Raw genomic sequence first — 12,783 nt, forward strand, 5'->3', positions numbered from 1 at the left:
GGAGAAATCACATGTATTTAATTATGATTATCGTAAGCCTTATTTCATTAGCTGGGAGTTTTTATTTTTTTGTGCTCTCTCTATTAAATATGGCACCAAAACTTCTTGCTGTACCGAGCCTTTTTATCGCGGTACTCTTTACAACACTATTGTTTAACTATCGCTCAAAACTTAGACGTATCGGATAAAACAACATAAATAAAATCCTGCCCGGTTTTTCGGACAGGATTTTTTGTGTTTACTTTTCAAAAAGCAGTTCTTCCATCTCATCAAGAATGGATTCAAATACTTTAAGAGCATTCTCAATTGGCTCAGGAGTTGTCATATCTACCCCAGCTTTTTTCAGCACTTCAATTGGATAATCAGAACTTCCCGCTTTTAAGAAATCGAGATAACGATCCACTGCAGGTTTTCCTTCTTCTAAGATTTGTTTTGATAAGGAAGCCGCAGCACTGAACCCTGTAGCATATTGATACACATAGAAATTGTAGTAGAAGTGAGGAATTCTTGCCCACTCTAATCCAATCTCCTTATCAATCACTAAATCTTCCCCGAAATATTTAACATTCAGGTCGTAATAGATCTTCGTTAATAATTCAGGAGTTAAAGGCTCTCCGTTTGCTGCACGAACATGGATTTCTTGTTCGAACTCAGCAAACATCGTTTGACGGAATACTGTTCCTCTGAAGCCTTCTAAGTGATGGTTCAGCAAATATAATTTTTCTTTCTTGTCAGATGTCTTTTCCAGCATGTAATGATTCAACAAAGCTTCGTTGCAAGTAGATGCTACTTCTGCAACGAAAATCGAATAATCCGCATACGGATAAGGCTGACTTTCTCGTGTATAGTAACTGTGAACCGAGTGGCCGATCTCATGTGTTAATGTAAATAAGTTGTTTACGTTATCTTGCCAGTTCATTAAGATGTAAGGCATTGTACCATAAGCACCCGAAGAATACGCCCCGCTTCTTTTCCCTGCATTCTCATGCACATCAATCCAGCGCTTCTCATAGCCTTCTTTTACGATTGTTTTGTACTCTTCTCCCATTGGATCCAAGCTGTCTAATACAAGCTGTTGAGCTTCTTTAAAGCTTACTTCCATCTTTGCATCTTTCACAAGCGGCGTGTAGAGATCATACATGTGAAGCTCATCAAGACCAAGCGCTTTTTTACGAAGACGAACATAGCGATGCAATAGTCCTAAATTATCATTCACCGTTTTTACTAAGTTATCATAAACAGCTTCTGGAATATTGTTATTGTTTAGAGCTGCTTCACGAGCTGAGCTGAACTTTCTTGTTTTAGCGAAGAAATTGTCTCGCTTAACCGTTCCGGCAAGCGTGCTCGCAAACGTATTTTTGTAAGAATCATATGTCCCATAAACAGCTTTGAAAGCATCTTCTCTTACTCTGCGGTCAGAGCTTTCCAGGAAACGAATATAACGGCCATGCGTTACCTCAATCTCTTCCCCGTTTTCATCCTTAATAACAGGGAATTTAAGATCAGCGTTATTGAGCATACCAAATGTATTGCTTGAAGTATTGGCTACTTCTCTTACGTCTGCCAGAAGAGCTTCTTCTTCTTTAGAAAGCACATGCGGACGCTGACGGTTAATCTCATCTAAAGCGTGTTTATATAGCTTTAATGGCTCATGGCTTTGTAAAAATTGAATCAAAGCCTCTTCTGATAGTGACAAGATTTCAGGAACAGCGAATGATACGGTGCTGCTTACCTGTGTAGCAAGGTTTGAAGCACGGTCATTCAACCCTTGGTAAAGAGAGTTCGTTGTATCCTGGTCGTATCTCATATGAGCGTATGTATAAAGCTTACCAAGTTTCTTGGTTACTTCGTCTTGTTTTTGCAAATAAGAATAAAGGGTTTCGGCTGATTCTCCAAGCTTCCCTTGGAAAGCTTTCAATTCTGGCAACAGTTCTTTTGTTTCATTAAATTCTTTTTCCCATACGTCATCAGACGCATATATTGCTTCTAAATCCCATGTATCTTCTACAGGAACTTCATTACGCTTTGGCAATGATTTCGTTTTTGTTTGAGACATACTTACACCTCCAAGTAAATTAAAGAGAATAGTGATATCACATTCTCCTTATGTATATCTACATATTACCAGAAAATGCTTATACAAAGTCAAAAATTACGCCTTTTCACTGAAAATTTTGTCTAGTTTAAATGCCTCTTCCACTGTTTTAGGATAATGAATTTTGCTTATAATTTTATAAGATTGTTCAGTAATCTGCTCAAGAATTTTATGTTTCTCTAAAAAGTGAAGATAACCTCTAAGTGCATCCTTCCAAGTTTCATTGATGTAAGGGAATTCTCTTGTTTGTATAATTCTTTTTTGAAGTAACCTTTCAAACTCCTGTTCAATGAAGTTAATCGAGAACAGTGAAACTGATAATTTTTCAATCATTAATAAAAGATAGGTTTGCCACAAAAAGGGAGAAGTTTCGAGGTGATAGTAACCACTAGATGGTACACCAGCAACAGATGGAAATAATGTTAAGGAGCGGTTGTTAAAATATAAAACTTTTTTCATATACATAACAGATGGAGAAGTATTTTTAAATGCAGTCATCCTCCATGTTGTTTTTTGCTTAAGCCATAAATCTTTATAAGGGAAGTGTTCATCTTCGTTAAAATTATTTGATAACCAATGAAAATATTTGAAAGTCTTTGATGAAAACCTGTACGAAACAGCAGCTGATTTTCTTTGCGATAGAGGTAATATGTTTCTGAGGAGCAAAAATTGATTCTGAAGAGGACAATAATAATTAAGATAAAGGTGGCCATCATTGTCTTTCTTTGCAGCTGAAAGATCTGTACTTTGTATTAAATGAAGAAAGTTTCCTTTATGTGTTAACCGTTTCAGCCCAAAAATCCAATCTGATTGAATGTTAAGAGACTGATAACCTTGAATCCGTCTGTGTAATTGATCTTGGCTCATCGTTGCGCATTGAAACTCAATCGCATGATTATGCTTAGGAAGAAACAAATCAGGACGCTGAGCAATATCACGTAAAAAAAATTCAACAATTGGTTCTTCTGATGATTCAATCAGCCATTTGTAAAGCCCTTTTTTCCCAAGCATATGATAGTTTGTCTCAGCCTCATGAAACCCTGCACATTCCTCATATGACCGATGTGCAAAATGCCACGTCTTTTTGGTACCGCATTTCGGAATAACTATACATTGGCAAACAGGACATAGCAGTTTTCCTTCTTTATTTTTTGCAACCCACTCCTCTTTTGTTGAATCACCTACCATGTCAACAAATTGATTCTTATATAGAGCAACAAGCAATCCACTCACCTCTTTATCACTTTATTTTTAATGATGAAAGAAGCAAGTATAAATGTCATATTCCGCTTTGCTCATTATTACGCTTAAAACGTGCTTATATTTGTAAAAACACTTAATGAAAAAAACAAAAACCGATTTCAATGAATCTGAAATCGGCTATATCTTATAATTTAAAATATTTTTGTACGTGTTCTAGTGCACCATCAGAAACGATTGTTTTGCCATACTCTTGTACGCGGTATACGGATAAATCGGAATCGTTACCGTATTCTAAGAGCTGAGCTAATAAATCATCTTGCTCTCGATCTGAAGTTTCCACATTGAATGTCACATACAAATAATATTTACCCTCGAAGTGAAACAGAGCGTTTTCAAATGACGACGAATCAATGGTATGACTTAAAGAGATAACATCTTCAAAGTCTCCAAAAGAAATCAAGAATGACAGGTAATCTTCCTCAGTTTCTTCTAATTCATCAAATTCCTCTTCTACTTGAAATTGCTGATCTAATAGTTGTTCAATATTTTGATCAACAGGCAAATCCAATTTATCATCGCCGATTGGCAGCTCAATTTTTTTACCGTCTTTAGACATTTGAGCACGAGTTACAATAATTTCAAGACCTTTATCCAGAGCCTGTACTTGAATCCACAGAGGACCTTCTAATGGAAACTGCTCTTGCTGATGTGCTTCGTCCATCATTTCCCAAAAGAGTTCTTCTCCTCTTTCGCGATCAGACCATATTTCTTCACGGTCGAAACCGCGATCTTCAATATCTCTGTACGTAATGAAAAATTTAATGGTGAACTCATTCACTCTTTCAATTTCCATTCTGCTTCTCTCCCTTCTCTCCGGTTTGTTCGTGAAGGGATAAATACCCCTAGAAAAAAGCAAATCTTATTTCCTTTTATTCTCCGTCGAAAAAAATCAATCACAATTAAACCTCTTGTACCTTATTCTATGACAAAACGGAAAATATGGAAATAAAAAAGGCCTGTATAATCTGCCCTTTTTTACCCCTAAAATGGTCAAGAATTTCAAGCTCCCAACTTGACGCAGATGACCAAGCTAGACTATAATTCAAAGGTCTTTAAGGTTAACATATTGTACCATAATTCATATAAAATTTCATTACATACGGGGGGTTTACGTTTGGAAACAGAATTTTTGATATCATTGCTGCAAATCATTGCAATCGATATCCTTCTCGGCGGAGACAACGCTATTGTAATTGCCCTTGCCAGCAGAAACTTACCAGAGGCTCAAAGAAATAAAGCGATCTTCTTAGGAACAGGACTTGCTATTTTAGTTCGTGTAGTACTAACCATTGTAGCTGTTTACTTGTTAAATATTCCTTACTTATATCTTGCAGGTGGAATTTTGCTATTAATTATTGCCTACAAGCTTATTCTAGAAGAAGATGAAGAGCTTGATGTAAAAGCAGGTAAAAACTTATCTGATGCGGTAAAAACGATCGTATTTGCTGATATCGCCATGGGACTTGATAACGTGCTAGCCGTTGCTGGTGCTGCTCATGGAAATATTGTTTTAGTTGTAATTGGACTATTAGTATCTGTACCCATTATTATATGGGGAAGCAAAATAATATTGCACTTTATGGAACGATTCCCAATATTAATTTATATCGGAGCTGGTGTTCTCGCATTTACATCAGCTGGAATGATCGTAGAAGAACGAATGATTCATTCTGTTTTTGAAGGTAACGATTTGCTAAAATACGGTTTATATGTGTTCTTAGTCGTAGGTGTCATTATGGCAGGAGTCCTGACTAATACTTTTAAGAAAAAGCGTACTAAATAAGAAGAAGTCTCGCATTAATGCGAGACTTCTTCTTTATTTCCGGGTATTTTCTAATAGATATTGCTTTCTAAGTTGTTTTGTACATTTTCTTCATGGATAAGTTGGTTGGAGTGTAAGGAACGACACTCCTGCGGGACGAGCGGTCAGGTGAGACCCTTAATGGTTCAGAGCCGCAAGTGGCTCACCGATCGCCCCGCGGAAAGCGAAGCACCTGAAACGGAAATCAACTGCTTTCAAGAACCACCTAGCTTTTTTTCAGTAACAAAAAAACTTCCACCTGCAACAGGCGGAAGTTTTCTTTTTTATTCATTTACAAGACGCTGTGCTTCCATAAGCTGAAACGTACGTACTCGTCTTGGTAAAAAACGACGAATTTCATCTTCGTTATATCCTACTTGCAAACGTTTTTCATCAAGAATAATTGGTCTGCGTAATAAGCCAGGATGATCTGCAATCAATTGGTATAAGTCTTGCAAAGGCATGGATTCAAGATTAATGTTGAGTTCCTGGAACGTCTTAGAACGAGTAGAGATGATCTCGTCTGTACCGTCCTCTGTCATTCTCAAGATTTGCTTAACTTCTTCTATTGATAAAGGTTCTGAAAAAATATTTCTTTCTTGATAAGGAATGTCATTCTCTTTTAACCATGCTTTTGCTTTACGGCATGATGTACAGCTCGGCGAAGTAAATAGTGTGACCATAGTGGATCTCTCCTTCCCCTCTCTCTGATTTAGGTACTTTAAAAAAGTTATTAAATCATTCATAGTATACTACACATTTTACATTTTCGGTAGAGGTTATACAGACTTTTGTACATTTTTACGAATTTGTCATACAAATGTAATACATCAAATGCATATACAACTTGTCTCACATAACATGACCGTATCTACATATATATAGACGTATTACCCAAGATTAAGTTTCATAAAACATAAAAAAATAAAAGAGCGGCAAAAAACCACTCTTTTTTTATGCGATCGTTTTTTTAACTTGAGATGCAGGGCCTTTTCTTGCGATGTTTGGCTTTAAATTCTTAAGGTTCTTCTTGAGCATTTCTTTTAAAAGCTCACGTTTGGTTTTTTTCTTTTTGTCTTTTTGTTTCATACCGCTCATCCTCCTTTAAAAAGGAAAATAGTCATCCTACTCTGAAGCAGGTTTTTCTGATGAATCTGAAGACTTATCCTCAATCTGTTCTGGCTTAGGAATTGCATTGTTTTGATCGAGTGTCAGCACTTCACTTGCTGGCTGATAAGACTTTCCGTACAACTCGCTATCTTTGTACGTGTGTATTTCATTATACGTCTTTTTCATGTTTTCATAAATAGTTTCTTCAGATTCTTCTGATGGTGACCAATATAATATTTCCATTTCATTTATTTCATTAGTAGCCAATGAACGTCTTCTATATCCAATACTTGAAGCATGCTCAAATCCTTCTCGCGTATAAAAACGAAGGCGTTTTTCAGTATCAGTATCTTCATAGTCAACAGGCTCAACTTCTAAAATTATCGGCTTTCCTTTTTCTTTAAGCTTTTCAATAAGTTTATGCCCTAGACCTTGGCCACGAGCGTCCTTTGAAACAAATAAATAATCAATAAAAACAAAGTCAGAAAGCTCTACGTACATGAGAACGTGATGTTTTCCTTCATCCTTATGGTAAATGTCGCTTTTTTCTTGCAGTAAAAGTTCCATGTGTTCTTTTGATTTCATTTCTTCAACCGGAAAATATTGATTTAACTTCTCATACCAATTCATTGTTTCCCCATCAGCTCCTTTAATTGTGGTGATTAATTATAGTTTTCCCTCTTTCTTCCTTTGTTATCATGAGATACAATAAAGAAAGAAGTACGTGGTGAACTCGTTGTTATAAGGAGGAGTCCTCATTTGATTTCATTCTTTGCCGATTTAACGTTAATAGCTTTATGTGTAGTTGGTATTACAGCACTGATGGGAACCATTTCCCAAGTCATCGCGGTAAAATTGTTCGGCGGTAAAAAAGTTTCTCATTTTGTGGATAAATCGAAGTCTTTTCAAGAAAACTGGAGTCCTGTAAAAAGAAGATAAAATGCGAACAACCCGTGAATTTTGGGTTGTTTTTTACATTTTAAGTACGAACTGCTTTATAATACAAGGGTAGCATACATAATAGAGGTGTACAAATGCATAGAAACCTTAGAACATTTATTAATCAATTAAGATCAGAAAAAGAAATCGTAGAAATTCATGCAGAAGTTGATCCATATTTAGAAATTCCAGAGATCCATAGACGCGTTATCTCGGAAGAAGGTCCTGCACTTCTTTTTACAAACGTAAAAGGAAAAAATATCCCAGTAGTAACAAATCTATTTGGTACGATTAATCGTGTAGATATGGCCTTTGGTCCAAAGCCGGAGCAATTAGTCAAAGAGTTAGTTGGGTCGATCGATGAATTAATGCCTCCTTCCCCTTCAGTATTATGGAAGAAAAAAGGGATGATTAAGGATGTGTTATCTCTTGGTACAAAAACAGTAGGAAAAAATAAAGCTCCATTATTAGAAACGTTCACTACAAATGTAAATATGAAAGACCTGCCTGCATTAACAGGCTGGCATTTAGATAGCAATCCATTTGTTACTCTTCCACTTGTGTATACAGAGCATCCTGATAAGCATGAGCACAATCTAGGAATGTACAGAATTGAAATTAAGGAAGAAAACAAAACGGGTATCCATTGGCAGATTCATAAGGGTGGAGGTTTCCACCATTATGCAGCCGAACAAAAGAACGAAGCGCTTCCTGTAACACTATTCTTAGGAGGACCACCGTCATTAATGATCAGCGCGATAGCTCCTCTTCCAGAAGCAGTACCTGAACTTATGTTTTCATCTATGCTTATGGGGGAAAAACTAAGTCTTGCTCATGTTGATGGGCATCCGCATCCATTAATCGCTGAAGCAGAATTTGCGTTTGGTGGAGTTGTGCCTCCACATGTAAGAGAGCCTGAAGGTCCATTTGGCGATCACTATGGCTATTACTCCTGGGCACATGATTTTCCTGTATTTAACGTAGATAAAATGTGGAAACGAAAAGATGCAATCTATCCTGCTACGGTAGTAGGAAAACCAAAACAAGAAGACTATTTTATAGGGGAATATTTGCAGCGGTTAATGAGCCCGTTGTTTCCTGTGGTAATGAACGGTGTCCGTGATTTGTGGACTTATGCTGAAACGGGATTTCACGCACTTGCTGGAGCTGTAGTACGCGAATCGTATTATAAAGAAGGCTTAGCACATGCTTTCCGTATTATGGGTGAAGGTCAGCTTACGTTAACAAAATTTTTAATGGTAACGAATAAGCCTGTAAATCTCCAAAACTTTGCAGAACTAGCTGAAGGTGTCCTAGAGAGGTTCCTCCCTGAACGTGACTTGCTGATCATTCATGATACCTCTATGGATACGCTTGATTATACAGGACGGAAATTTAATACTGGTTCTAAAGCGATCATGACAGGACTCGGCGAACCAGTTCGTGAGCTAAAACGAACATATGAAGGTGGAACGATTTCCGGCATTGAAAATGTAGGCGTATTTTGTGGAGGCTGCTTAACGGTTAGCGGTCCATCATTTGACGAAACACCTGATTTTGCAGAACATTTACTCGCAAACAGCCATGATTCCTTAAAGGAATGGCCTTTAGTCTTTCTTGTAGATGATGCTTCCATTGCAGCTACACAAGCTGAATTTTTATGGACAACGTTTACCCGGTTTGACCCAGCTTATGATGTATATGCGAAAAGTACGATCGATCGCAATCGAATAAAATATGAAGGTACTATTATTATCGATGCGAGGATGAAACCGTTCTATCCAGATGTGGTGGAAACGAGAGAAGATATCGATAAATTAGTTACGAATCGTTGGGATGAGTACTTTAAAAAATAATCCAAAATAAAACTACAAAAAAGAAGCGTTTAATTGCTTCTTTTTTGTAGATTAAAGTTGATAAATTGTCCAAAGGGTGTTAATGTATATAACAATATACATTTTTTCAGAAAGGAGAAATCTTATGCGAAATATTACTTTACTTGATTTATATAAACACCCTCATGTACAGAAATATGTAAAGCGTTCTGGGATGGTTCATGCCATTTCTACGGCTTACCATGCCTACCGTTTAGCGCTAAAAACTGGTGTTGACACAGATTTAGCAACCAAAGCTGCTTTTCTACATGATATAGGTCATTACACATGGTATAAGAACGGACACTGGGATTATGACATGTATAAAGAAAATGACATTCACGCGATTAAAGGAGCAGAACGAGCACATCGAATTTTAGTGTCTTTAGGTGAAGATCGGAAAAATGCTAAAGAAATTGCACTCGCGATTTTACTTCACACCGATTCCTATCTGCCAGCAGGATCATTGAACTTAAATCCTTTGCAACAAGTTGTTGCTTTGGCCGATGAAGCAGATGAAGAACCAGGCGGAAGCCACCACTATCGAACGATTAGTGATATGAAAGCTATAACCATGATCAAAAAATTAGATGAAATGGTAGATGAATATCATGAAGAAGAAAAAGTAAAACACTCTGTTTCCTAAGAAGGAAAAGAGTGTTTTTAACATTCTTACATATTAATAAGCTACAAAACCTATAGCCTTTTCGCTCGAATACGTACCAATTGTACTTCCAAAACGAGTGTAAATTACCTTTGGAAAACTTGATAAAGAAAACAATTCTTCAAATTCTTTTTTCACTTCTTCAGTAGATGAAAAACTGTGAATTAAGTAAAGAGCTTTATCTGGATTTGCTTCTTTCCATTCCGATATGATTTCTTTCATTTTAGAAAGTCCTTTTTTACTGCCTCTGAACTTACCGATTGTTTCAACAACTCCATCGACGATAGAAATCATTGGCTTTATATTCAGCATACCAGCAATTGCACCTTGAACAGCAGAGATTCTTCCGCCTTTTTTAAGGTTTTCTAATGTTTCAAGAAGAACGTATGCTTTAATCCCTGATTTTGTTTGATTAAGCTGATTCATTATTTCACTTAAAGATTTTCCTGCTTGATACATTTCAATTGCTTCATTTAATAAAATCTGAACCCCTCCAGAAGCAATACCTGAATCAAGGATTGTGACTTTTTCTTGTTCATCATCTTTAAGCATGCTTTTGCCGATAGTAGCACTTTGAACTGTCCCGCTTAAATTCGATGAGATTCCAATATAAAGTACATCATTCCCCTTATCTACCTCTTTTTGGAATGCTTCATAAAAGGATTGTGGAGATGGCTGGCTTGTCTTAGGTAATTCCGGTTCAATAGACATCCGTCTATAAAATTCATCTTCAGATATGTTAACACCATCTAAATAATGGTCTTCACCAAACTGAACATTTAAAGGAACAACTGTTAATGGATATTCCAGTTTCTCACGATTTATTTTAAGGTCACTTGCGCTGTCAACTATAAAACTAAGGTTCATATTGTTCTACCCCATTTCTGCTTCTCGTTCAATTATTAGGGATGTGCAAAGAATTTCATAGGACTTTGTATACGCTTTACACACTTGTTTTAGTTTAACATAAAAAACAGCCTCCTGTAAGGAAGGAGACCGTTTTAAATGTGTTAATTATTTTGTTTAACAGCCTCTTCATCATAAAGATGACAAGCCACCCAATGTCCTTCTCTTGCTTCTTGCCATTTTGGCTTTACAGCAGCACATACATCCATTGCATGAGGGCAACGAGTTCGGAATCTGCAACCGCTAGGAGGATTAATCGGACTCGGAACATCACCTTCAAGGATAATACGCTCACGGCTTCTTTCTAATTCAGGATCTGGAACTGGAATCGCTGATAAAAGAGCTTGAGTATATGGATGAAGCGGCTCTTCGTATAGCTCATCACTTCCTGTAAGCTCAACGATATTACCTAAATACATAACACCAACACGATCAGAAATATGTTTTACCATAGAAAGATCATGGGCAATAAATAAATAAGTAAGTCCGCGGTCTTTTTGAAGCTCCATCATCAAGTTTACAACCTGTGCTTGAATGGATACATCCAGTGCTGAGATTGGCTCATCCGCAATAATAAAATCAGGATCTACTGCTAACGCACGTGCAATTCCAATACGCTGACGTTGTCCACCTGAGAACTCATGGGGATAACGGTTAGCATGTTCTCTGTTTAAACCTACTGTTTCAAGTAGTTCATAAACTCGGTTATCACGATCTTTCTTTGTTTTCGCCAAGCCATGAATATCAATGCCTTCCGCAATAATATCTTTAACCGTCATACGCGGATTTAATGATGCGTAAGGATCTTGGAATATCATCTGCATCTTGCGGTTGAATTTTTTTAGTTCAGAACGAGATTTTCTTCCATGAACGTCTTCACCTTCATAAAATACCTCTCCATCTGTTGCATCATAAAGTCTGATAATCGTACGTCCAGTTGTAGATTTACCACAACCAGACTCTCCTACAAGTCCAAGTGTTTCACCTTTATAAATATCAAAAGAAACATCATCTACAGCTTGCAGTACACCCTTTTTTCCAGCTGGGAAATACTTCTTTAGATTTTTAACTTCAAGTAACTTTTCTCTTTCTACGACTGCCATTATCGAGCACCCCCAACTACTGCCGCTTCAGGCGGTTCAACTTTAGGTGCTCGCTCATCTAACAGCCAGCAAGCAGCCTTATGTGATGAAGAAACGCTTGTTACATCAGGCATATGCTCCACACATACTTCCATCGCATATGGACAACGCGCTGCAAATGGACATCCTTTCGGAGGATTCATTAAGTCAGGCGGTGTTCCTGGTATTGCTAATAACTCTTTTGATTCAGCATTCAACTTAGGCATGGATGCAAGAAGTCCCCATGTATAAGGATGCTTTGGATTATAAAAGATTTCATCCGAAGTTCCCGTTTCAACGATCATACCACCGTACATTACAGCTACCCGCTGCGCCAAGTTTGCAACTACCCCTAGATCATGTGTGATCAAAATGATAGCAGTACCCGTTTTATCCTGAAGATCACGCATCAGATCAAGAATCTGCGCCTGAATTGTAACATCCAAAGCTGTTGTTGGCTCATCTGCGATTAGTACTTTTGGATTGCATGCTAATGCAATAGCAATAACAACACGCTGACGCATTCCGCCTGAGAATTGGTGAGGATATTCATCGACACGAAGTTCAGGATTTGGAATTCCTACTAGCTTTAACAGGTTAATAGAACGCTCTTTTGCTTCACTCTTGTTCATGTTCTGGTGCTTGCGCAGACCTTCCATGATCTGCTTCCCGATTGTCATTGTTGGATTCAATGATGTCATCGGATCCTGGAAGATCATAGAAATTTCAGCGCCGCGAATTTTTTCCATTTCACGTTCTGTTGCTTTCGCAAGATCTTTTCCATTAAAAAGGATGCTGCCTTCTTTAATGGAACCGATTTTATTTGGTAATAGTCTCATAATGGCTTTAGATGTAACGGATTTACCCGAACCGGATTCACCTACAATTGCAAGTGATTCTCCTTTTTCTAATGTAAAGCTAACACCGCGAACGGCTTTAACTTCTCCCCCATACGTTTGGAAGGAGACATGTAGGTTTTCTAATTGTAGTAATTTTTCCATATTGAAATC

Annotated in this window: 15 protein-coding genes; 6 read left to right on the plus strand and 9 right to left on the minus strand. The window is 37.3% G+C overall.

What is annotated here, in order from left to right:
- Positions 1–11 precede the first annotated feature (11 nt).
- On the plus strand, positions 12–188 hold the full coding sequence (locus tag QUF49_RS12235; protein WP_289495897.1) for a hypothetical protein: 177 nt from the start codon (positions 12–14) through the stop codon (positions 186–188).
- 50 nt (positions 189–238) lie between these two features.
- Here the strand turns inward: QUF49_RS12235 and pepF are convergent, their stop codons facing one another.
- From pepF to mecA, 3 genes are all read right to left on the minus strand, one after another.
- Complete coding sequence (pepF, locus tag QUF49_RS12240; protein ID WP_289495898.1) at positions 239–2,056, minus strand: oligoendopeptidase F; 1,818 nt, start codon at positions 2,054–2,056, stop codon at positions 239–241.
- A gap of 96 nt (positions 2,057–2,152) precedes the next feature.
- Positions 2,153–3,328, minus strand: coding sequence for a competence protein CoiA (locus tag QUF49_RS12245; protein WP_289495899.1), 1,176 nt, complete (start codon positions 3,326–3,328; stop codon positions 2,153–2,155).
- A gap of 154 nt (positions 3,329–3,482) precedes the next feature.
- Positions 3,483–4,151, minus strand: coding sequence for an adaptor protein MecA (gene mecA, locus QUF49_RS12250; protein WP_289495900.1), 669 nt, complete (start codon positions 4,149–4,151; stop codon positions 3,483–3,485).
- A 321-nt stretch (positions 4,152–4,472) separates the two neighbouring features.
- Between mecA and QUF49_RS12255 the strand changes: the two genes are divergently transcribed.
- Both QUF49_RS12255 and QUF49_RS12260 read left to right on the plus strand, forming a co-directional pair.
- Complete coding sequence (locus QUF49_RS12255; RefSeq protein WP_289495901.1) at positions 4,473–5,141, plus strand: TerC family protein; 669 nt, start codon at positions 4,473–4,475, stop codon at positions 5,139–5,141.
- Between the two features lie 105 nt (positions 5,142–5,246).
- The gene (locus QUF49_RS12260; RefSeq protein WP_289495902.1) at positions 5,247–5,480 is read left to right on the plus strand and encodes a hypothetical protein; all 234 of its coding nucleotides are present in this window, start codon (positions 5,247–5,249) and stop codon (positions 5,478–5,480) included.
- Here QUF49_RS12260 and spxA read toward each other — a convergent pair.
- From spxA to QUF49_RS12275, 3 genes are all read right to left on the minus strand, one after another.
- Positions 5,444–5,842: a transcriptional regulator SpxA gene (spxA, locus tag QUF49_RS12265; RefSeq protein WP_066245987.1), complete on the minus strand. Its 399-nt coding sequence runs from the start codon at positions 5,840–5,842 to the stop codon at positions 5,444–5,446. The two genes, QUF49_RS12260 and spxA, sit on opposite strands and share 37 nt — an antisense overlap.
- Positions 5,843–6,113: 271 nt before the next feature.
- Positions 6,114–6,248 carry a hypothetical protein gene (locus QUF49_RS12270; protein ID WP_289495903.1) on the minus strand — a complete coding sequence of 45 codons (135 nt, stop codon included), beginning with the start codon at positions 6,246–6,248 and terminating at the stop codon, positions 6,114–6,116.
- A gap of 36 nt (positions 6,249–6,284) precedes the next feature.
- A complete protein-coding gene (locus QUF49_RS12275) occupies positions 6,285–6,899 on the minus strand; it encodes a GNAT family N-acetyltransferase (RefSeq protein ID WP_289495904.1) in 615 nt (204 codons plus the stop codon).
- A gap of 129 nt (positions 6,900–7,028) precedes the next feature.
- Between QUF49_RS12275 and QUF49_RS12280 the strand changes: the two genes are divergently transcribed.
- The 3 genes from QUF49_RS12280 (at position 7,029) to QUF49_RS12290 (ending at position 9,728) form a co-directional block, all read left to right on the plus strand.
- Positions 7,029–7,208, plus strand: coding sequence for a hypothetical protein (locus QUF49_RS12280; protein ID WP_289495905.1), 180 nt, complete (start codon positions 7,029–7,031; stop codon positions 7,206–7,208).
- A gap of 95 nt (positions 7,209–7,303) precedes the next feature.
- Entirely contained in the window at positions 7,304–9,064 is a 1,761-nt protein-coding gene (locus QUF49_RS12285; RefSeq protein ID WP_289495906.1) for a UbiD family decarboxylase, read from the plus strand.
- Between the two features lie 124 nt (positions 9,065–9,188).
- Positions 9,189–9,728: an HD domain-containing protein gene (locus QUF49_RS12290; RefSeq protein ID WP_289495907.1), complete on the plus strand. Its 540-nt coding sequence runs from the start codon at positions 9,189–9,191 to the stop codon at positions 9,726–9,728.
- 33 nt (positions 9,729–9,761) lie between these two features.
- On the opposite strand, the gene QUF49_RS12295 is transcribed toward QUF49_RS12290, so the two are convergent.
- From QUF49_RS12295 to QUF49_RS12305, 3 genes are all read right to left on the minus strand, one after another.
- Positions 9,762–10,613 (minus strand): DegV family protein, encoded by an 852-nt coding sequence (locus QUF49_RS12295; RefSeq protein ID WP_289495908.1) that lies wholly within the window; start codon positions 10,611–10,613, stop codon positions 9,762–9,764.
- A 143-nt stretch (positions 10,614–10,756) separates the two neighbouring features.
- A complete protein-coding gene (locus tag QUF49_RS12300) occupies positions 10,757–11,755 on the minus strand; it encodes an ABC transporter ATP-binding protein (RefSeq protein ID WP_289495909.1) in 999 nt (332 codons plus the stop codon).
- A complete protein-coding gene (locus tag QUF49_RS12305) occupies positions 11,755–12,774 on the minus strand; it encodes an ABC transporter ATP-binding protein (protein WP_289495910.1) in 1,020 nt (339 codons plus the stop codon). Before QUF49_RS12305 ends, QUF49_RS12300 begins: the two co-directional genes overlap by 1 nt.
- Positions 12,775–12,783: the final 9 nt, after the last annotated feature.

Source organism: Fictibacillus sp. b24 (assembly GCF_030348825.1).
Lineage (GTDB): Bacteria > Bacillota > Bacilli > Bacillales > Fictibacillaceae > Fictibacillus.